Raw genomic sequence first — 22,929 nt, forward strand, 5'->3', positions numbered from 1 at the left:
TATGAAACAATTTGTGAGACCAGAATTTATTCTTTTAAAAGAAGGACAAGACAAAAAATACGGAAAATTTAGTGTATCACCTCTAGAAAGAGGATTTGGTATAACTTTAGGTAATGCGATTAGAAGAACTTTATTAGCAGCAACTCCCGGAGCAAGTGTTTATGCGATAAAAATTGCTGGGGCAACTCATGAATTTACTTCAATTCCAGGAATTATTGAAAATGTTACTAAAATTATTTTAAATATTAAGCAATTAGTTTTAAGAATTGATACTTCTATGTATGGTGATGATGAAGTTGTACAATTAAAAATTCGCTCTGATATTCAAGGTCCTGTATATGCTGGTGATTTAGAATTACCAGCAGGTGTAGAAGTTTTAAATCAAGATCTATTAATAGCAACTATTAGTGAGGGTGGAATTTTAGATTTAGTTTTATATGCTAAAAATTCACGTGGTTATAAGACTTTTAAAGATAATAAAAATGAAAAAAATATTGAACCAGGAATGATTACAATTGATTCAAATTATTCACCAATTATTAAAGTTGCATATAGTGTAGATTCAGCAAAAATTGGAAGAGCTATTGATCTTGAGAAATTAGAATTAGAAGTTACAACTGATGGTTCAATTACTGCAATTGATGCAATTAGTATTGCTTCTAAAATTTTAGTTGCTCATTTAGAATTCTTTATTGATCTAAACCGTGAAATTAGTGTATTAGAAGTTATTGGTGTTAATCAAACTGATGATAAAGAACTAGATAGAATAGTTGAAGAATTAGACTTTACACAAAGAAGTTTAAATTGTTTAAAACGTGCTGGAATAAATACATTAAGAGAATTAGTTACTAAAAATGAAGACGAAATAGGTTCAATAAGAAATCTAGGACGTAAATCATTAAAAGAAATTAAAGATAAAGTTGCTTCATTAGGATTAGCATTTAGACAATCATAATTATAGGAGGTAAAAACTTATGTCATACATTCAAAAACGTGGCCAAAATACTGCTTGAAGAACTGCTTTAATGCGTAATTTAACTACTGAATTAATCATTAATGAAACTTTAGAAGTTACTCAAACAAGAGCAAAAGAATTAAGAAGACATTTTGATCATATGATTACATTAGCTAAACGTGGTGATTTGCATTCAAGACGTCAAGCTGCTAGTTGATTAAGAGATATTGATGCTGATAAAAAAGAAACAGCATTACAAAAATTGTTTAATAAATTAGCAAAAAAATATGAAAATCGAAATGGTGGTTACACAAGTATTTTAAAATTAGATAACCGTAAAGGTGATAATGCACCTATGGTTATTATTAAATTAATCTAGTCTCAAAATTATAAGGTCTTGCACCTTATTTTTTTTATTTCTATTATTTTTTTAAATATTTTTTAATTTATAATTATTATAATGAACAAATAGAATCGGGGCTTTTGAATGGATAATTTAGCAATATTTGAAGAATTTAATTCTAAAAAAATATCTCAAGATGATCTAGAAGCGACTATTATTTCTCTTAATAATTATTTTGTTAAATTAAATGATTTAAATAACCAATATTTGAATTTAATTCGTCAAGATAATATTGATAAATTAAAAAAACAAAATATTAAAATTCAAAGAAAAACTACAAAAATCGAAATTAATAAAATAATAGCAACCACTAAACTTTTTAAACAAAATGTAAAACTTGCTGAGAGTATGTATAAAAAAATTAAATCATCTAACAATCAGGATGATATTAAAAAAGCCCAACTTGAAGTTGAGAATGCTAAAAATATGCTAATACAATTTAAAGAAGTTATTAATGGTCAAGGTAAAAGTATTAAACTTAAAAAACTTAATGATATTGCTATTGAAATTAAAAATCTATCTTTTAAGTATGGTCCTGAATTTCCTAATGCAATAGATGATGTTTCATTTACTATTAATAAAGGTGATTATGTAACTATTATTGGTCACAATGGTTCTGGAAAATCAACTATTTCTAAAATTTTAATTGGTGTTTTAAATCCTCAACAAGGTGAAATTAAAATTTTTGGAAATATTGTTCATGATCAAAATATTGAACAAGCTAGAAAATTTTTAGGAATAGTTTTTCAAAATCCTGATAACCAGTTTATTGGTTCAACTGTTGAAGCTGATATTGCATTTGGGTTAGAAAATAAAAGAGTTGATCCTAAAAAAATGCCAGATATTATTTTAGATTCAGCAAAAAAAGTTGGTATGGAGTGAGCTTTAAAAAAAGAACCATTAAATTTAAGTGGTGGTCAAAAGCAAAGAGTAGCAATTGCTTCAACTTTAGCTTTAGATCCAGATATTATGATTTTTGATGAAGCTACTAGTATGTTAGATCCAAAAGGAAAAAGAGAAATTAAAGAAATTATGGTTCAATTAAGAGAAACTAGAACTAAAACTATTCTTTCAATTACTCATGATATGGATGAAATTTTAAATGCTGATAAAGTAATTGTTTTAGATCATGGAAAACTAGTTAGAGTTGCTAAACCATTAGATATAGTTGAAGATAAAGAATTTTTAAGAAATATTCAACTAGATGTGCCTTTTGTTGGCTTGGTTAGAGAAGAATTAGAAAAAAAAGGAATTAAAATTGCAAGTACACAAAATATAGATGAGCTGGTAGAACAAATATGCAAAAAATAAATAATAAAAATCAAGAACCACAAAAAATGGATTTTTCAAAAGATATTATTTTAGATAATGTTTCATACACATATGCAAAAAAAACTCCTTTTGAATTTAAGGCTTTAAATAATACTAGTTTAAAATTTAAAAAAAATAAAGTTACTTGTGTAATTGGAACTACTGGTTCAGGTAAATCAACAATGATCCAATTAACAAATGGGTTAATAATTACTGAAACTGGTCAAACAATTGTTGGTGATTATGCTATTCCTGCAAATATTAAAAAAATTAAAGAAGTTAAACGCTTAAGAAAAGAAATAGGTTTAGTTTTTCAGTTTCCTGAATATCAATTATTTCAAGAAACTATTGAAAAAGATATTGCTTTTGGCCCTGTTAATTTAGGTGAAAATAAACAAGAAGCCTATAAAAAGGTTCCTGAACTTTTAAAACTAGTTCAACTACCCGAAGATTATGCTAAACGTTCTCCTTTTGAATTATCTGGTGGTCAAAAAAGACGTGTAGCTTTAGCTGGAATTATTGCTATGGATGGTAATACACTTGTTTTAGATGAACCAACTGGAGGTTTAGATCCTAAAGGTGAAGAAGATTTTATTAATTTATTTGAAAGATTAAATAAAGAATATAAAAAACGTATTATTATGGTTACTCATAATATGGATCAAGTATTAAGAATTGCTGATGAAGTAATTGTTATGCATGAGGGAAAAGTAATTGCTATTGGTTCACCGTTTGAGATTTTTTCAAACATAGAACTATTAGCAAAAATTGAAATTGATCCACCAAAACTTTATCAATTAATGTATAAATTGAAAAATAAAGGAATTGACTTATTAAATAAAAAAATTAGAACAATTGAAGAATTTGCTAGCGAATTAGCTAAAGTATTAAAATAGAAAGGCCAAATTATGAGAATTACTTTTGGTAGATATATTCCTAAAAACTCAGTCATTCATAAAATGGATCCTAGAATGAAACTATTTATGATTATAGTTTTAATTGTTTCTGTTTTTTTTCCTATTGGTCTTACTGGATATTTAATTATTAGTCTAGTTATTATTAGTGTTTTTGCCTTAAGTCAATTAAGTTTTAAAATGTTAATTAGATTATTTGTTCCTGTTAGTTTTATTTTTGTAATTATTGTAATTATGAACTTTTTTTTCATTCACCCCTCAAACCAAGCAATTGAAGAGATTTCAAAATGAACTACAAGTAATACTGATAAAATTTTTTGATCAAAAACTAGTAGTTCAATAATTGGCCAATTAGATGTTAAAGCTGTTAATATTTTACAAGATAATAAATTAGAACATATTAAAAACTTACAACCTATTGGATATTTTTTTAATTGAAAAGTCTTTTGATTTAGTGAAAAAGCTTTATATAGTGCTTTGGTAATGGGAATGAGAATTTATTTAATGATTACATTAACTTGTATTTTAACAGGTACAACTCCTTCATTGCAATTAACATTAGCTATTGAAGATTTATTATCACCACTAAGATTAATTAAAGCTCCAGTTTATATTTTGTCAATGATTATTTCAATTGCTTTACGTATGATTCCAACTTTAATTGATGAAGCAGGAAGAATTATGAAAGCTCAAGCAAGTAGAGGAATTGATATTAAAAATGGGAAATTTAAAGATAAAGTTAAAAGTTTAACCTCATTAATTATTCCTTTATTAGTTTCATCATTTCAAAAAGCTGAAGATTTAGCTTATGCAATGGATGCTAGAGGTTATGATCCAAATGCTTCAAGAACTAGATTTGTACAATTTAAACCAAGATTAATTGATTTTATTTTATTTGTGTTAGGTATTGGTTTTGCTGTTTTTATGATGGTTTATGGTTTGAATCCAAGTGGAGTATTTACTAACTGACATATTAATCACATTGATTCACTAGTAACATATTAAAATGAAAACAGGTATTTTATTAACTTTATGCTATGATGGAAGTAATTATCATGGATGAATTAATCAAATTAATTCTATAAGTATTCAAACTGTTTTAAATAAAGCTATTAAAAAAGTAATTAAAACTAGTGAGTTTAAAACAATTGGAGCTAGCAAAACTGATGCTAATGTTCATGCTTTAGATCAAAAAGTTTTATTAATAATTTATTTTACTCCAATTTTAGAAAAGTTTATTAAAGCTATAAATAAAGCTTTACCTAAAGATATTAGAATTTTAAATGCTAAATTTGTAGATTCTAATTTTAATATAAGAGAAGTTGAGTATAAAATTTATAATTATTATATTAATGATTATAAATTTGATATTTTTACTAATCGATGTGAATATTTTTGAAAACACTCAAAAATAGATATTTTAAAATTGCAAGAAATCTTTAACCTTTTTATTGGTGAACATGAATTTAAATTATTTTCTGGTTTAAAAGAAAATGAGTGAAATGATTATCAAACAAAAAGAATTATTGATGACATTAAAGTGTTAAGAATTAATAATAAAGTTGTGATTCAATTTAAAGCATCAGGTTTTATTAGATATCAAATAAGAATTATTATTGCAAATTGTTTAAATGCTTATTTGAATTATAAAATTAATGTTAATACTTTGATTGAAATGTTGCAAGGTATTGGTAAAAAAACACCTTTTATTATTGAAGCAAAGGGTTTAGTTTTGCAACAAATTAAATTTAAATAAATGTTTTTATAAATCACCTAATTTGTTACTTGTAACAAAAATGGTGTTTTTTTACTATATTGATATAATAAAAAAGAACGACTGTTTAAATTATCATATTAAAAAATCAGATTAAAAAGGAATAATTATGAAAACTAAATATCAAAAAAGAGATAAATGGCTGGGTCTTATTTTAAAAAACTCTTTAAAAAACTCTTTTAAATATAAATCGCAATTACTTGGTTTAGTTTTATTAGTAATGATTATGAGTTTAATTATGTCTTTAATATCAGCAATTAACTCAAGAGTTTTAAATAGATATGATAATTTGATTACTAATTCTAATCAACATAATTTAGTTTTAAAATTAGATCCATATGAAAATTTACCAACTAGTTTAATTACTTCTAATAATCAAATTCAAGCTCAACAACAATATATTAATCATTTAAATGAAAAACTACATTCTAGATACAATTTTAAATTTGATTGATCAAGAACTGAATCACGTGAATTTAAACAAGTTAAATCTTTAAATAATTTACAAACATTAAAAGCTATTTCAAAACAATATTTAACTAATAATAAAGTTGATCAAATAGTAATTGTTAAAGGTAGAAATATTAATTCAAACAAAGAAGTTGTAATTGATCCAATTTATGCTAAAAAACATAATATAAAAATTAATGATATTATTAGATTTCAAAAAGATGTTTTAGGTGATCAATTATTAGTAAATTCATTAAATAATAAACAAACTAGTCAAGAACAATTTAATGATATTAATAAAATTACAAAACAAGGATTAACTGATGTTAATGGTGTTTATCAGATTAAATATGCAAGTAGTTTTGATTGATACCAAGTAGTTGGATTTGCAAATTCTGCTGATTTTATTTTTCCAACAATTAATGCTTATTCACCAATTCCTAATCGTTTAAATGAAGGAATTATTTATGTTGATCCATCAAGATTTGGCTTAATTAAACAAGATGATGGTTTTTATAGGTATGATTCGACTAGTTCTAAGTTAGTTGTGAGTTCAAATAATGAATGAGAATCATTTTATTCATTAAAAACAGAACATAAATTAAATGATCAGATTATTGATTGAATGAATCAATATTTTAATGAATTAATTAATAAAAGAACACAAAGCAAATGAATTTATAAATTAGAAGATTCAAATTATAGATTTAATTCAAGAACTAGTGTTATTAAAAAAACTATTAGTGCTTATAATATTTATTCTGCTGCTGTTTTACTAGCTATTATTAGTGTTGTTTTATATACTACTTTTTTAATCACTAAAAAACAAATTTTAAATTCTCGTGGTCAAATAGGAACAATGAGAGCAATTGGGTATAAAAAGCGTCAAATGGTATTTAATTATGTGATGATGCCATTTTTTACAAGTATTGTTGGTGGAATTTTAGGATATATTTTATCTTGTTTAATTTCAATTATTATTATTAATAAATTTGCTAATTACTTTAGTTTAGATTATGGAGTTTTTAGCTTTGATTGAATTGGATTTTTAAATAATTTAATTTTTATGTGATTAATTATTTCAGCAATTTCATTTTTAATTGCTTCTTTAATTATGAAAAAAGGAGCAATTAATTTATTAGAAAATAGAAGTGCTAAAAAAATTACAAAACTAGGTAGTTTAGTTAAAAGTTTATCTAATAAAAGAAAGTTTAATCATCGTTTAAGAGCTGCTTTATTAGTTGATTCTGGTTCTAAACTAACTGGAGTTGGGTTTGTTGTTTTAATTGCTACAATTTTATTTACTATTTCTTTTGTTTCACCAAATTTATTAAAAAATAACAAGATTTATTCTTATAATGGAGTTAAGTATAATCAAGTTGTTGAATATAGCCAACCAACTTATAATAATCCTTTTTCTTTTATAAGAGTATTTAATTCAGATATCAAATCTAAAAATTCTTATAATATTATTAAAAACAACGATTCTTATTTAGCCACTTCTTTACCTAGTAAAAATCAAAGTTATGATTTAGAAACTATTATTAAAGACTATTTAGATCAAACTTTTAATAATGCTTATTATAGTTTAGATATTGATTTAAAAGATAAACAAGAAGTTGATTCAATTAACTTGGCTTTAGCAAATATGAAATTATTACAAGCTCAAGACATTGCTTTAACAAAACAATATTTTAAATATATTGCTAGTTTATCAGCTTCTCCTAGTTCAATAAACTTTATTTTATTAAAAAACTGACCTGATTATATTAATTTAATTAGTAATTTAAAACAAACAAAATCAAGTGAATTTGAAACATTATTAAATCAATTTAAATATTTACAACAATTTTATGCAACTTATACTAATAGTATTGGTTTAGCTATTAATAAAAAATATGTTAATAGTTTTGATTTAAAAGACAATGAAAATTTAAAAATTAATAAGTTTAATCAAATTAAAAATGAGCAAATTACTTTAAAAACTAAAGCTTATGAAGATATTTTGAATTCTGATTTATTATCAATAAGCAAATCTAGTTTATCAAATGATAGTTTTAAAGCTAACATATTAAAAGAGTTTAAACTAACAGATAGTAAATCTAGATTAGGGCTTTATCATATTTTAGATAATAAGTGAAATAAATCTAATTCTATATCAGATCAATTTTTAGATATTTCAGCTTCTGATTTTATTAATAAAAAATATAAATTAGATGATTTAAAAGATTTGGTTGCAAAACTATTTTTATGATTTAGTGTAATGTTTTATAAAAGAGATGATCAAGCTTTAATTCAAGCAGCTTATTCACGTGCTCCTTATTTTGTAAAACAAAACTTAAAGATTTCATACAATAGTAATAAAGATTACACTTTAGGATTTAACTTAGCTCCTTTTAATAAAAATTATGAGCAACTAGGAACTTTATTAAATGTAAAAACATTAGATAATAAACATTCATTTAAAATTTATGGAATTTTAAATAATCATGACTATATTGATTTATATGATGAAAATAAAAATGATTTAATTAAAAAATTATTTGATTCAGATAGAAATAGTATTATTATTAATCAAACTATAGCAAAAAGATTGAACTTAAATACTAATGATAAAATTTCACTAAATGTTTTACAAAATGAACTACAATATGTAGAAAATAATAAAACTACTGTTTTTAAAACTAGTGATTGATCTATGAAACAAGATAATAAATTTAATAGTTTTGTTCAAAGATCTCAAATTACTACAGATAATTTAAAAGTTAAAACTAATAATAGTTATTTGTCTTTAAATAATTTTTCAGATATTACTAGTTATTATCAAAGTTATTTAGAAAATAAACTTAAAATTGCAAATAAAAGTCAAACTAAAGAATTTAAAATAGTTGGTATTCATAATGGTTATAATGAAAGCATGGCTTGAATTAAAGAAGATGATGCTCAAAATATTTTAAATTATAAACAAAATAAACAAATTTGATGAAGAGATATTTTTGCTCCTCAGTGAAATAAGACTTTTTCAACAACTCAAGCAAAACAAGTTTTAAAAAATATTTTAGATTTAAATAATAAGTCTTTAACTGATTATAGTTATGATCAATTTGTTGAACAATTTATTAATGATTCTAAAAACCCTAATCATAATGTAGCTAAAAAAGTTTTACAAATCTTTGATAATCAATTTCCGATTTTTAATTATAAATATTCAAAAAGTAATGATATTGGTAATTTAGATACAATAGTTTCAACTTATTCAAAAATTGCTGATTATAATCCTATTAGTTTAAATGGACAACATTTAGAAAATAAAATTGTTTATGATGGAATTGGACAAGGAGTTATTAAAACTATTACTCCAATTCAAATTACAAAACAAATTCTAGATCAAATTTCTAGTTTAGTAATGTTAGCGTTAGTTTTAGCAATTATTACAATATTAATGATTGTATTTATAATTATTTTATTAACCACTTCTTTAATTATTTCAGACAATGTTAGGTTTATTGCTACTTTAAAAGTTTTAGGTTATTCAAATAAATACATTACAGAAAACATTTTAGGAATGTATTTTATAGTTATTGCTAATATGTTAGTAATTGGATTTGTTAGTGGTTGGTTTATTTTTGATTCAACTATTAAATCATTATATTCAATTATAGTTCTTCCGATTATTTTTCCAATTTGACTACCTTTTGCTGTAATTTTTGCAGTTAGTGGAATTTATTTAATTACTTTAATTGTTGGATTTAATTCAATTTATAAAACTGATGCAACTTTAACTTTAAAAGATAATGATATTTAAAATAATTAATTGCTTGTATTTTAGGTTGTTATGTTGATAAACACTATAAGTTTATATATAATAAATTAATGCTTATCACACTTTAAAGACCCCGGACAAGTCAATTAAAGGAAGTTAGCAAAAATGAAACAAACTACTATGATTTCTGCAAAAGACATTAATAAAAAATGATACATTGTTGATGCAGAAAAGAAAACTGTGGGTAGATTAGCAACTCAAGTTGCTCTTATTTTAAGAGGAAAACATAAAGTTGATTTTACTCCACATATTAATAATGGAGATCACGTTATTGTAATTAATGCTGAAAAAGCAATTTTTTCTGGTAAAAAAGAATCTAATAAATTTTACTACCATCATTCAATGCATCCTGGTGGATTGAAAAAAAGAAGTGTTTCAGTTCAAAGAGAACTAGATCCTACTAAGATTTTAGAAAGAGCTATTAGATTAATGCTTCCAAAAAATGTTCAAGGTTCAAATCAATATAGAGCTTTACATGTATTTAAAGGATCTGAACATCCATATGCTGCACAAAAACCTGAAGTTTTAGAAATTTCAACTAAAAAAGGAGATGTTAAATAATGTTTAAAGATAAAGTTATTTACAGAGGAACTGGTAGAAGAAAATCTTCAATTGCTCAAGTTATTTTAACTCCTGGTTCAGGTTTGATTACAGTAAATGGAAAACCAGCATTAGAATTTTTCCCATATGCTACTTTAGTTCAAGATTTAGAACAACCATTAGTAGCAACTAATACTTTAAAAGATTTTGATATTATTGTTAAAGTAATTGGTGGTGGGTTTACAGGTCAAGCAGGTGCAACTAGATTAGGTATTGCTAGAGCTTTACTACAAGCTAGTGAAGATTATAGAAAATTATTAAGAGATCAAGGGTTATTAACTCGTGATGCTCGTATTAAAGAACGTAAAAAATATGGTTTACGTGGAGCACGTAGAGCACCTCAATACTCAAAACGTTAATCTCTTTTAAGCAACATAAAAATGTTGCTTTTTATTTTTTTAAGATAAAATTAATATGTCATAGAACTTATAGTTATTTTGCCAAGAATATACTATCACAAGTAAGATATTTGTAATATGTTATAATTTTTATAATTGTCAATATTAAATAAGGAGTTTTTATGAGAAAAATACTTGCTATTTTTAGTTCGTTAACTTTAGTAAGTACTGGTGTATTTTCTACAGTTTTAGCTTGTAAAAAAACTATAACTCCATCTATAAATACAAATAATAATAATAATAATAATGAAGTTACAATTACAAATAATTCATTAAATAATATTAAAACAGTTTCAGCAACACTTTTAAAACAAGTTGCTATAGCTGATTATTATGGCTATAATTTTGAGTTTTTAAAATCTTATTTTAATAATAAGAACTTTTTTCAACAAGCAAAAAACTATAATATAAACGCTGAAGTTAAAGACAAAATTACTTTATCAACTGATTTTGAAGATGCTCTTGAAAATTATTTTGGCAAATCTTTAATTATTAAAAAAAATGAAAATATTAATTTAGATGGCATTAAAGGAACTGACACTGATTTTTTAACTTCTGTATTACCAAAAACTTTATTTGGATTAACTAGTGAACAAATTAGTGGTGCTATTTCTCTTATTTTAGAAAATTTAAGTAGTGCTGGTATTGTTGGTATACTTGATTTAGGTAAAAATTTTGATATTAACAATAAGTTTGCTGATATTATTAACAATTTAAAAATAAGTAAGGACATTATAACAACCATTTTAAATGCTATTTTTTCTAATCCTAAATTTTTAGAAGAGTTAAATAAAGAAATTGAAACATTTGATGCTTTAACTTTATATAAAGATTTTGAATTATCTGAGTTAAATAACTTAGCTCTTTTAAATATTTTAGATGGTATTAATGGTATTTTAGATAAAGATTATAATTTAGTGTCTGCAGAAGTTAAACCTAATAATGGTTTGAATGTTAAGTTATGAGAAACATCAAAAACATTTATAAGAAAAATAAGAAAATTTGATAATAAAACAAGTGTAATTCCATCAGTAAATATAATTTCTAATAATACTAATAATAATCAACCAATTATTCCAGATAATATTAAAAGACATATTAAAGTAGCTGCAAGTTTAATTAGAGGATTAGAATTATTCCAATATCTTTTTAGTTTATTTGATGATACTCGAAAAGAGCAATTTAGCATTAATGGTGCTAACATTTTTAAAAAAAACAAAACTAATGCTGATTTTATTAAAGAATTATATGGATTAAATAATAGTAATGGTTCTGGTTCATCTACAAACTTTACTTCTAGTAAAAAAATATCTAGTCCTAATAATAACTGATCATCTGGTTCTAATTTTAAAACAACTTTAAATTTAAAATATTTAATAGATACATTAAATTATTATTTAGGTAGTGTAAATAAAAAAGAAAATGCGTACAGATTAAGACAATTTGCTGCTATTTTATTTTCTGGAAAATATATAGAAAACAAATATAAAAATGAAAATAGTACTACTAGTTCTGGAAGCGAAAATAGTGGGACAAATGCTGGTCAAAATTATAATAGTTTATTTTTTGAGTTTAATGGAAATCAAAATAATACTATAAAAGAAATTAAATTAAATGGATTTCAAACATTTTTAGTTGCCATATTATTTGAATCACTTTCAAATATTAATCTTAAAAATCTGAAATTTGATAGTCCAATTTTTAGTATTGCTAAAACATATATAGAAAAAATAGATCTTAAAAATTTCTTTGAAAGCGAATTATTTTTAAAAAAAGGACTTGCAGATGTTTTTATTTCATTATTAAATTTAGTCATTGATTCTTTTGTATCAAATAAACCAATTATTGATGATAACTTTGTTAAAGTTGTGGAAAATATTTCAATAATATTAAAAAATTTAAAATTAGATGAATTATTAAAAAGTTTATTTAAAGATAGCAGTGTAACAATCAATTTTATTAAGACATTATTAGAAAAATTTGTTAAATTTGATGATATTTCAACAAAAATAGATAATTTTATTAAAAATGAACCTACTTTTTCTTTAGTCAAATCAGGTATTAAAAGTTTAATTCCAATTCTTGGTGAAAATTTCTTTGAGTATATATATGATAAAAATGTTGAACAAACATTTGATACTATTGCAACACTAACAAATGATTCTGTAACAAAACTAGTTTTAGAAAAATTTAATATTAAAATTCCAGCAGCCTTAAATTTTATATTCCCCTATTTTAAAAAAGTTGCCATTAGTTTAAGAAATATATTTCCAAATAATATTCACTTAAATCTTAAAAATTTATTTAGTATAAAATTATCAGATTTTATTAAAGTAGATACTTATCCTAATTTTGGTAGTTATTATCTAGATAAATCTATAACTGAAATTTTAAATGAAATTTCTAACTCAGATTCATCTGATTCAAAACTAAAAGATCTTGACAAAGCTTATGGGTTTAGTATAATTTCTTTAAAGAATTTTATAAAAGGTATTTTTGAGTACAAATATAAATGAAATAATGGAAAAGAAGATAAAAAAAATTTATTTTCTATTATTTTAGAAAATCCCAATAAATTTAAAGAAGTTATAGGTTTAACTGATGAAGGGATGAAAGAAAATTCAAATTCATTAATAGATCTTTTATTTAATAAGCTAATTCCAAGTGATAAAGCAAAGAATCAAGATAGCTTGAAATGATTTGCTGGACTTTTAAACAATGTTATTATAAACTTAAATAAGAAACCAAACTTTACAACTAGTCTAGAAAAACATTTTAATGATCAAAGATTTAATAAATTTGAATTTAGTGAAACTAAAAAAGAAAATTCAGGTTTAATTATTTCTCAAAGTGTTTCAATTACTATAAACAATCAAAAATATGCTATAATTGTTAGAAGAGATTTAAAACAATCGACATTTATAGTTGAAACTATTAAAAAAGAAACAATACAAAATAATATTTAAAAATTTAAATAACATCTTGAATTTATAACAAAAAAAATATAATATTATCTTGTTATCCGGAATATAGCTCAGCTGGTTAGAGCACTCCGCTGATAACGGAGAGGTCGTTGGTTCAAGTCCAATTATTCCGACCATATGAATATTAATTTTGACACCAATTGGTGTTTTTTTTTTACTTTTTTATATAATTAATAAATAGTTATTCATTTTCTTACTTAAACATTTTAATAACAATTTTAATTAATTATAGTAAAGGAGTTAACATATGGATTTTTCACACAAAGCCATTGAAAAAAAATGACAAAAATATTGAAAAGAAAATAATGTTTATAAAACTACTGATAGTAATCACAAAAAAGCTTATGTCTTAGATATGTTTCCTTATCCAAGTGGAGCTGGATTACATGTTGGTCACATTAAAGGATATACAGCAACTGATGTTTATAGTAGATTTAAAAGAATGCAAGGTTATGATGTTTTACACCCAATTGGTTGAGATGCATTTGGTTTGCCAGCTGAACAATATGCTTTAAAAACAGGAAATGACCCAAGAGACTTTACTTTAAAAAATATTGAAAATTTTAAAGCTCAACTTGTTAAAATGGGTTTTAGTTATGATTATGATAAAGAAATTAACACAGCTGATCCAAATTACTATAAAGTTACACAATGAATATTTAAAGAATTTTATAAAAAAGGTTTAGCTGAAAATAGAAATATTGATGTTAATTGATGTCAAGAACTAGGGACTGTTTTAGCAAATGATGAAATTATTGAAAAAGACGGTTTAATGGTTAGTGAAAGAGGAGAACATCCTGTAGTTAAGAGAAAAATGCGTCAGTGAGTTTTAAAAATTACTGATTATGCAGACAAACTTTTAAAAGGTCTAGATAATTTAGATTGACCAAATTCTGTAAAAGAATTGCAAAGAAATTGAATTGGTAAATCTGAAGGATGTGAAATAAACTTTAAATCAAATGATATAAATATTCCAGTTTTTACTACTAGAGCTGATACTGTTTTTGGAGCAACTTATATTGTTTTAGCTCCAGAAAATGAACTTGTTTTAAAACTAACAACACCAAATAAATTAGATGAAGTTAAAAAATATATTGAACTAACTGCAAATAAATCTGAAATTGAAAGAAAAGATGAATCAAAAACTAAAACAGGTGTATTTATTGGTAGTTATGCTATTAATCCATTAACTAAAGAACAAATTCAAATTTGAATTAGTGACTATGTTTTAAATGATTATGGTTCAGGAGCTATTATGGCTGTTCCTGCTCATGATAAAAGAGATTGGGATTTTGCTACTAAATTTAACTTACCAATTAGATTTGTAATTAGTACAAAAGATCAATCTAAAGCTTTTGTTGGTGAAGGAAAACACATTAATTCAGACTTTTTAAATGATCTTGATAGAACTCAAAGTTTGCAAGTAATTCATAATTATATTGAAAAAAATAATTTAGGTAAGAAAAAAACTAATTACAAATTAAGAGATTGGTTATTTTCAAGACAAAGATTTTATGGTGAACCATTCCCAGTTTTATATGATAAAGATAATAATATTATCTTAATTGAAGATGACAATTTACCAATTACTTTACCAAAGAATGATTATATAAAACCAACTAATACTGGTGAAAGTCCTTTAGCTAATGTTAAAAATTGAGTAAATGTAAAAATTGGTGATAGAGAATATAAAAGAGAAACTAATACTATGCCTCAATCAGCAGGATCAAGTTGATACTTTATTGCTTATGTTTTAGCTAATTCAAAAAATAACTTAATTGATTTAACTGGTGATGAAGCTAAAAAAAGACTAGAAAAATGACTACCAGTTGATTTGTATATTGGTGGTCAAGAACATGCTGTTGGTCACTTGCTATATTCTAGATTTTGAACCCATTTTTTATATGATTTAGGATTATTGCCAACAAGTGAACCATTTCAGCGATTATTCAACCAAGGAATGATATTAGGGTCTGATAATAGAAAAATGTCTAAATCTTGAGGAAATGTTATTAATCCAGATGATGTAATAGATACACATGGTGCTGATGCTTTAAGATTGTATGAAATGTTTATGGGTCCATTAGATGCTAGCTTACCTTGAAGTTTTGACGGATTAGATGCTAGTTTAAAATGATTAAATCGTTGTTATAGAATGATTAATAAAGTTGAGTTTAGTAATACTAATAATCATAAGTTAGATTATGTTTATAATGATGTAGTTAAAAAAGTAACTCAAATGATAAAAGAATTGAAATTTAATACAGCAATTAGTCAGTTAATGGTTTTAGTAAATGCAATTTATAAAGAAGAATTATCTACAGTTTATAAACCATATATTGAAGGTTTTGTAAAAATGTTAAGTTTATTTTCTCCACATTTAGCTGAAGAATTATGAGAAAAATTAGGAAATAGAACTAGTGTAACTTTACAAACTTGACCAGAATTTGATGAAACTAAAATAGTTAAAAATACTGTTGTTATTGCTTTACAAGTTAATGGAAAATTAAGATCAACAATTGAAGTTGAAAAAGGAACAGATAAAGAAATTTTAATAAAATTAGCACAAGAAAACGAAAATATTATCAGATTTATTAAAGATCATAAAAACTTAAAATATATAGCAGTTGTTGATCGAATTGTCAATATTGTAATTGAGTAAAAAGGTAGAAAATACCTTTTTTATTTTGCAAAATTATATAATCATTTTTGTAGAAAAGGAGTTTAAATGAAAAAAACCGTTAAATTAACAATCATTTTATTAGTTGTTGCAGTAATTTATTTTGGTTATTCAGCTTGACTTGACGGGGTTGCTATTTATGCAATTAGAGGTGTAAAAAATGATGGTAAAGATCCATTTTTCTCACTAATGACTTCAACTTCTGCATGAGTTAATAATTGAAAAACTATTTTAATTGAAAAATTAGGTGAAAGTAGTGAATGAGGAAAAAAAGTAGCTGCTTTTAATGGATCAACATCATGAACAGATTGAGTTAACGCCATTAATCAGTCTGGTTATAAATTAACTGGATTTATGGCTCCAGACTCATTATTATATACATTACTAAGTCCTTTTAAACTTATTTTAGTTGGAGGGGTTTTTGCAATGTTTATACCTTTATTAAAACAATTATTATTTAATACAATTATTGGCATTAAATCATATTTAAAAAATAGAGATATGAATGTTTTATTTAACTATAGTAAAACTATTGAATTTGTTGAAAATTTAAAAACAAAAATTAGTGAAGGTGATTTTGAAGGAGTTAAAACAGCTTACTCATCATATTCATCACTAGCATTTAAACCTGTATTTTTAACTAATTTAATGAATGAAATTTATAAAACACTAATTAAATTTGGTGATGTCACAGTATTTAAAAATGGTTGTATTTCAGTATTAGAATCAATTCAAGAAATGTATCTTAAAGAAAAAAGACGTGCAATGAATAATGGAAGAGGAGATGAAATGTTTTATGACATAAAACGTGGATTTGAATACTCTTCTTATAGTTCAAGATATTTTGTTAAATATTATGAAGCAATGTCTAAAGATTCTAAAAAGTTGGGATGAAAAATCTTTAGTATAGAGATTTCTCGTTTTTCATTATTCTTGCTATTTGCTTTACTTCCAAGTATCTTATTATCTGGAATAATTAGTGGTATTTTATTACAACTAATTACTGAAAACTCTTCAAACATTACTGCTTTAGTTACAATTGGTTCATTTATTATGTTGTGAGTAATTTTTGCAATCATTTTTCATGGATTTTATATTTTCTTTAAAAAAGATTACAAAATTAATAAATATATATTAATTAAGCCTGCAATTACTTATTATTCATTATTATTATTAGCATTTATGACATTAACTGCTGGTTGTGTTGGAATTGCTCAAGTTGGAAATATTGCTCAACCTTTTACAGCTCCATTAATGACTAAATGATTTGGTGCTTTAGCTTATTTAGTGTTAACAACTTGTTTAGTAATGTATGTGTTAGCAACTTTAGTTGATAATTATAGATCAGGAAAACAACTATCAGTAAAACTAATAGTTAATAACATAGTTTTACCTGGATTTATTTGAACAATTACAACTGGAGCTAACTTTGTTGCATTATTTGCTAAATCTGAACAAGTAATGGAATATAGTAGTTTAATTTCTGGTATTAACACTTTAGTAATGGTAATATTTTGAATTTATTTATTTACAGCTCAATTTTTAATTAATAATTTAATTACTTCAAAAACAGCAAAAATTTTAAAACAAACTAAAGTAATTCAAAAATAAAATAACCTTAAAATATAAATTGATTTTCTATAGTTTGTGAATATAAAATAATAATTAAGAAAATTATTTTAAAAATAGAGGTGATTTTTTGAAAAAAATATTAAGTCTTCTAGCTATCTTAGTATCAATTTCTACTAGTATGTTTTTAAGTTCTAGTTTGATTATTAATAATGATATTAATAGTATTGTTTTAAAATCTGAAGCTAAAAAAGAAGAAAAAAACAATTCTAAAACACTAGCTAATTTAATAAAAAATACAAAACTTGGTAGTTTTAATAAAACACCAACAGCTAGTGAAATTATTAAAAGGGTTAATGAAGTTAATAAACTAGAAAATGATAAAAAACTTAAAGAAACTGATGTTGATATTAAAATTGGAAGTAAAAAAGCAACACTTATTTTAAAAATAAATAAAAGTGATACTGTTGTTATAGAATACAAAAATACTCATAAAATTGCTGAAACAGTTGGAGGAGTTCTAGCTGGAGTTGTAGTTTTAATTGGAGCTGGCTTTTTATCTTATAAACTTATTAAAAAACAAAAAGCATCTAGAAAACAAGATTGATAAAAAAAGAGAAGATGACAAATCTTCTCTTTTTTATAATGTTAAATCTTTTTTAGTAAAGCTAATAATTCCAATACTAGAAGATAAAACTATAATTCCTATTAATATTGCATAACTAATATAAAATTCAGAAATAGTTTTAATAGAAAGTCTATTAAAATCTATTAAACTTAGTATAGTAAAATTTTTAAAATCAATTAAAAATTGTCTATTTAAAGCTTTACCAACTTGACTAATTACATCACTAGCAACAAAAATTGTAAAAATAGCTCCATTAAAAATTAATGCTCAAGTTCCTTTATTAAAAATACAACTAAACATAAAACAAATTGATCCAATTGCACATACTATTATTCAAAATGAAAAACATTGTAAGGTTCAGTTTTTTAAATTAAGCTCTTCTGTGTTTATGTGATTAATTTTCATAAATACTGCATTTATTAAAAAAACAACAAAAACATAAACTGTAATACTAAATAAAAAGTATAAAAATCTACTTAAAACAATATTAGTTCTAGATAAATTAGATGAAAGTATATAAGTTAAATGACCTTTTTCAATTGGTCTTGTCATTAAAGAAATAGTTCCTGAAATTAAAAAAGTAGAGATAATTAAAACACCATATTGATCAAAAAGAATTTTTAAAATAGTTTGATAAGCAGTTATATTTATTGATTTACTATCTGATTTTATAGAAACTAATAAAATAATAGATATAAAACTAAAAAAAGGAATACAAAACAATCAAACTATTAAAGTGTTTTTAAATGAGTTTTTTCATAATTGAAAATTAAACATACTATTCAGTTTCTCCTTCTTTTTTATAAAATTTTAAAAAGTAGTTTTCTAATGAAAAAGGAACTTCTTCAAGCAGATTAATCTCATATGATTTTAATTGATTAAAAAAGTAATTTACTTTATTAATAGGAACTTTATAAGTTGCTAGTAAATCATTTGTACTTATTAAAAATTCATCCTTATAAATATTTTGATCTTTAAAAGTAACTTTGTACTCTCTGTCATTAGTGTTTTTTATTTGGTCTAAATCTAATTTATTAATTATTCTACCATTTTTAATTATTGCTACTTTATTACATAGCTTTTCAACTTCTTCAAAAACGTGAGAGCTTAGAAAAATAGTAGTGTTATTTTGCTTTAATTTTAAAATCAATTGAATAAATTTGTTTTTAATTAAAGGATCTAGTCCAGTTGTTGGCTCATCTAGAATCAAAACTTTTGGTTGGTGCATTAAACATAAAACTAAACCTAGTTTTTGTTTCATTCCTTTAGACATTTTTTTTATTTTAATATTTGGATTAAATTCTCAATATTTAATTAGTCTTTCAACATAATCTCAATTATTTTGTTTTCTTAATTTGTAAATAAATTTAATATAGCTTAATCCATTTTCTTGTTCTGGAAAATTGATCTCTCCAGGTAAATAACCAACACTTGGTTGAATCTTATAAGAATGCTTTCAACAATCTTTATTAAAAATTAAAGCTTTTCCCTTGTTTTGTTTAATATATCCCATTAAGTGTCTAATTGTTGTAGATTTACCTGCTCCATTTGGTCCTAAATAACCATAAATTTCACCCTTATTAACTTCTAAGTTAATATCAAAAATTCCATAACCATTATTATATTGTTTAGTTAAATTTTTAATTTCTATAATTTTTTCTTGCATATTCTTCCTTTTACTATAGGTTAATTATAAAGATAAATTTAATTATAAAGAGAGTTAAATCTTAAAAGATTAACTAAAATAACAATTAAGAATTTATAAAATATTAAAATTTTAATATAAATTAACCTTATTTTTTAAGTACTTTTTAAAAGGACTTAAGTCTTTTGTAATTTAAAAAAAAAAAAAAAAAACATACAATTAGTGCTAAAATAAATTTAAGAAAGGAATTTTTATATGAACAAAGTTAGACATTTTATAGATACTCAAGATTTGAATAAAAAAGAAATTTTTGAAATATTTCGACTAATGAAAATGTTAAAAGAAGCTCGTTATTGTGGTGCAGTGCCTGAATTGTTAAAAAACAAAACTCTGGCCATGATATTTGAAGAACCTTCAACTAGAACTCGTGTTTCATTTGAAGCAGCTATGACACATTTAGGTGGTCATGCTCAATATTTAAAACCAGGTGAACTACACCTTGGAGTTCGTGAAAGTTTATATGATACAACCAAAGTTTTATCACATATGTGTGATGGAATTATGTGTAGAGCTTTAAAACATGAAACAGTTTTAAATTTAGCAAAATATGCTGATGTTCCAGTTTTAAATGGTCTAACAGATTATAATCATCCAACTCAAGCAATTTGTGATGTATTTACAATGTTAGAATATATGCCAGCAACTAAAAACTTGGAATATGAAGACATTAAATTTGAAGATATTAAAGTTGTCTTTATTGGAGATAGAACTAATGTGTGTTCATCAACAATGCATATTACTACAAAACTAGGTATGAATTTTCTACATATTTCACCAAAAAGATATCAAAGCCCACAAGAATGAGTTGATATTGCTAATGAAAACATCAAACAAGCTAATAGTGGATCTGTATTAGTAACTGATGACTTGGAACAAGTTAGAGGTGCTGATATTGTTTATACTGATTTATGATGATGAGTAGATCAAGAAGATGAAGCTGAAGAAAGAGTAAAAGCCTTTAAACCAACTTATCAAGTTACTCCTGAACTAATGGAAAAGGCAGGAAAGCAAGCACTATTTATGCATTGTTTACCTGCTTCAAGAAATGTAGAAGTTTATGATGAAGTAATAGATTCAGATCAATCAATTGCTTTTGAACAAGCTGAAAACAGATTAACAGCTCAAATGGGTCTGTTAGTTTACTATCTATACCCACAAATTGATAAATCATCAAATGCTGTTAAAGATTATTATAGAGGTAAAGTTGAAGCCTTTATGGAACACCAAGATCGTTCATGAAAACATCGCTACACATATAATAATGATTATGCTGAAACAAAAAACAAAAAATAAAATAAAAAATATTTTTAAATATGTCTAAAACAAAAAAAGGTCTAAGATTATTTGACATAATTGCTTTTACATTTAGTGCAGTTTTTGTCTTAGACTCATTTGCTTCAGCAGCAGCAATTGGTTGACAATCAATAATTTATTGAACCTTATTAGCTTTTTTATACTTTTTACCATATGGATTAATTACAGCTGAATTAGGTGCAGCATATAGTGATAATGGTGGAATTTATGCGTGAGTTAAAAATGCTTGTGGTAATAAGTGAGCAGCTAGAACTAATTGATTTTATTGATTAAATGTTGGTTTATGAATGTCTTCAGTTTATATTGCATTCTCATCAACACTATCAAAAATCTTTTTTCCAAATTCTCCATTGTCATTATGAACTCAAATAGGTATAGCTATTGGTATAACTTGACTAACTGTTTTAGTTGGATTGTTAAATTTTAAATATACTAAGTGATTACCTAATTTTTCTTCTATTTCAAAACTTGTTGTAACTATTGGTTTAATTGCAGCAGCAATTACTTGATTAGCTCAAGGAAATCCAGTTTCTACAAAAATAAATGATGCTGAATATGGAATCCTTCCATCATTTAGTAAAGGTATTGTCTTTTTACCAGTAATTATTTATAACCTTTCTGGTTTTGAATTAGGTTCAAATACTGCAAGTGAGATGAAAAATCCTAAACGTGATATTCCATTATCGACTATTTTAGCTGGAGTAACAATTGTAATTTCTTATATTATAGGAACTATTGCAGTTAATATTATATTAGATGTAAAAACTTTAGATGTTTCTAATGGTATTATTCAAACAATTGAAAAAGTATTTCCAGAATGATTAACTAAAATTTTAGGTGTATTTTTACTATTTACTTTTTTTGGAAATATGATTACTTGAAGTACAGGTGCTAATAAAGCAATTCAAGAAGCAGCAAGTGATGGAGAGTTTCCAAAAATCTTTGGTACAGTTTTAAAAAATGATTCTCCATTATGAGCAACTATTATTACTGGAAGTGTATGTACAGTGTTATTAATTATTGCAGGTTTATTATCTCCAAGTGGAGAAATTTCTGAAATCTTTTGACAATTATATGCATTTTCATCAATTATATTCTTATTACCTTACTTATTAATATTTCCAAGTTTTATCATTATTAGATACAAATATCCAGATCTAAAAAAACCATTTAAAATTCCAGGACCTAAATGATTCCAATGAGTTGTTGTAATTACTCCTATGATGATTTTATGTTTAAGTATAATTTTATTCTTATTTGGTGAGATTATGATAGGTGCAAAAACTTGAGAATTAAATTCTGGTGGAGGATATGTTTTATTTGCTTTAATTGGAACCGTGATTTGTATTGGTATTGGTGAACTATTAATATGATGATCTAGTTATAAAAATAAAAAAAACTTAGTTAAAGGAGAATAGATT

17 protein-coding genes and 1 tRNA gene are annotated in these 22,929 nt (G+C 24.0%); 16 read left to right on the plus strand and 2 right to left on the minus strand.

Annotated elements, in window-relative coordinates; all coding sequences use genetic code 4:
- Position 1 precedes the first annotated feature (1 nt).
- From V2P32_RS01675 to V2P32_RS01740, 14 genes are all read left to right on the plus strand, one after another.
- Entirely contained in the window at positions 2-955 is a 954-nt protein-coding gene (locus V2P32_RS01675) for a DNA-directed RNA polymerase subunit alpha (protein ID WP_434343817.1), read from the plus strand.
- Positions 956-974: 19 nt separating this feature from the next.
- Complete coding sequence (rplQ, locus tag V2P32_RS01680) at positions 975-1,334, plus strand: 50S ribosomal protein L17 (protein ID WP_434343818.1); 360 nt, start codon at positions 975-977, stop codon at positions 1,332-1,334.
- A gap of 108 nt (positions 1,335-1,442) precedes the next feature.
- Positions 1,443-2,669: an energy-coupling factor transporter ATPase gene (locus tag V2P32_RS01685; protein WP_434343819.1), complete on the plus strand. Its 1,227-nt coding sequence runs from the start codon at positions 1,443-1,445 to the stop codon at positions 2,667-2,669.
- Positions 2,657-3,565 (plus strand): energy-coupling factor transporter ATPase, encoded by a 909-nt coding sequence (locus V2P32_RS01690; protein ID WP_434343820.1) that lies wholly within the window; start codon positions 2,657-2,659, stop codon positions 3,563-3,565. The genes V2P32_RS01685 and V2P32_RS01690 overlap by 13 nt, the downstream gene beginning before the upstream one ends.
- A 12-nt stretch (positions 3,566-3,577) precedes the next feature.
- On the plus strand, positions 3,578-4,588 hold the full coding sequence (locus tag V2P32_RS01695; protein WP_434343821.1) for an energy-coupling factor transporter transmembrane component T family protein: 1,011 nt from the start codon (positions 3,578-3,580) through the stop codon (positions 4,586-4,588).
- A 1-nt stretch (position 4,589) separates the two neighbouring features.
- Complete coding sequence (locus tag V2P32_RS01700) at positions 4,590-5,339, plus strand: tRNA pseudouridine synthase A (RefSeq protein ID WP_434343822.1); 750 nt, start codon at positions 4,590-4,592, stop codon at positions 5,337-5,339.
- A gap of 127 nt (positions 5,340-5,466) precedes the next feature.
- A complete protein-coding gene (locus V2P32_RS01705; RefSeq protein WP_434343823.1) occupies positions 5,467-9,612 on the plus strand; it encodes an ABC transporter permease in 4,146 nt (1,381 codons plus the stop codon).
- 123 nt (positions 9,613-9,735) lie between these two features.
- Positions 9,736-10,191, plus strand: a complete 456-nt coding sequence (gene rplM, locus V2P32_RS01710; protein ID WP_434343824.1) for a 50S ribosomal protein L13 — start codon at positions 9,736-9,738, stop codon at positions 10,189-10,191.
- Positions 10,191-10,589 carry a 30S ribosomal protein S9 gene (rpsI, locus tag V2P32_RS01715; RefSeq protein ID WP_011166882.1) on the plus strand — a complete coding sequence of 133 codons (399 nt, stop codon included), beginning with the start codon at positions 10,191-10,193 and terminating at the stop codon, positions 10,587-10,589. The genes rplM and rpsI overlap by 1 nt, the downstream gene beginning before the upstream one ends.
- 161 nt (positions 10,590-10,750) lie before the next feature.
- Positions 10,751-13,594 carry an MOLPALP family lipoprotein gene (locus V2P32_RS01720; protein WP_434343825.1) on the plus strand — a complete coding sequence of 948 codons (2,844 nt, stop codon included), beginning with the start codon at positions 10,751-10,753 and terminating at the stop codon, positions 13,592-13,594.
- A 57-nt stretch (positions 13,595-13,651) separates the two neighbouring features.
- Positions 13,652-13,728, plus strand: a tRNA-Ile gene (locus V2P32_RS01725).
- A gap of 131 nt (positions 13,729-13,859) precedes the next feature.
- On the plus strand, positions 13,860-16,274 hold the full coding sequence (gene leuS / locus V2P32_RS01730) for a leucine--tRNA ligase (RefSeq protein ID WP_434343826.1): 2,415 nt from the start codon (positions 13,860-13,862) through the stop codon (positions 16,272-16,274).
- Between the two features lie 66 nt (positions 16,275-16,340).
- On the plus strand, positions 16,341-17,903 hold the full coding sequence (locus V2P32_RS01735; RefSeq protein WP_434343827.1) for a hypothetical protein: 1,563 nt from the start codon (positions 16,341-16,343) through the stop codon (positions 17,901-17,903).
- Between the two features lie 88 nt (positions 17,904-17,991).
- Positions 17,992-18,471 carry a hypothetical protein gene (locus tag V2P32_RS01740; RefSeq protein ID WP_434343828.1) on the plus strand — a complete coding sequence of 160 codons (480 nt, stop codon included), beginning with the start codon at positions 17,992-17,994 and terminating at the stop codon, positions 18,469-18,471.
- Positions 18,472-18,501: 30 nt separating this feature from the next.
- Here V2P32_RS01740 and V2P32_RS01745 read toward each other — a convergent pair whose 3' ends face one another.
- Positions 18,502-19,266, minus strand: a complete 765-nt coding sequence (locus V2P32_RS01745) for an ABC transporter permease (protein WP_434343829.1) — start codon at positions 19,264-19,266, stop codon at positions 18,502-18,504.
- Position 19,267: 1 nt separating this feature from the next.
- On the minus strand, positions 19,268-20,155 hold the full coding sequence (locus V2P32_RS01750; protein ID WP_434343830.1) for an ABC transporter ATP-binding protein: 888 nt from the start codon (positions 20,153-20,155) through the stop codon (positions 19,268-19,270).
- A gap of 234 nt (positions 20,156-20,389) precedes the next feature.
- Here V2P32_RS01750 and ptcA point away from each other — a divergent pair, with 234 nt between their 5' ends.
- Both ptcA and V2P32_RS01760 read left to right on the plus strand, forming a co-directional pair.
- Positions 20,390-21,487, plus strand: coding sequence for a putrescine carbamoyltransferase (gene ptcA / locus V2P32_RS01755; protein ID WP_434343831.1), 1,098 nt, complete (start codon positions 20,390-20,392; stop codon positions 21,485-21,487).
- Positions 21,488-21,507: 20 nt separating this feature from the next.
- A complete protein-coding gene (locus V2P32_RS01760) occupies positions 21,508-22,926 on the plus strand; it encodes an APC family permease (protein WP_434343832.1) in 1,419 nt (472 codons plus the stop codon).
- Positions 22,927-22,929 lie beyond the last annotated feature (3 nt).

Source organism: Mycoplasma sp. 06067-C1-B144P-99-0482-3, from assembly GCF_051053925.1.
Taxonomy (GTDB): Bacteria; Bacillota_I; Bacilli_A; order Mycoplasmatales; family Mycoplasmataceae; genus Mycoplasma; species Mycoplasma leachii.